This is a genomic window from Peribacillus sp. SIMBA_075 (assembly GCF_046534585.1).
Genome location: NZ_JAWRYN010001439.1, coordinates 1 through 242, shown reverse-complemented (window position 1 = coordinate 242; position 242 = coordinate 1). Strand labels below are relative to the sequence as shown.

1 protein-coding gene is annotated in these 242 nt (G+C 49.6%); it reads left to right on the top strand.

Translation table 11 applies throughout. The features are described from left to right. Positions 1-242: gluconokinase, GntK/IdnK-type (locus SB775_RS33120; protein WP_410865532.1), on the top strand; the 242-nt coding region annotated here is incomplete at both ends.

The following is a 242-nucleotide window of genomic DNA, read 5'->3' as shown; positions in this document are numbered from 1 at the left end:
CAACTTCATGCCGCGTTTCTTGATGGCGATTTCCTCCATCCACGGCGCAATATCGAAAAAATGGCGTCTGGCGAACCACTGAATGACGACGATCGCAAACCGTGGTTGCAGGCGCTGAACGACGCCGCGTTTGCTATGCAGCGCACTAATAAAGTGTCACTGATCGTCTGTTCTGCATTGAAAAAACACTATCGCGACTTGCTGCGTGAAGGTAATCCGAATCTCTCTTTCATCTACCTGAA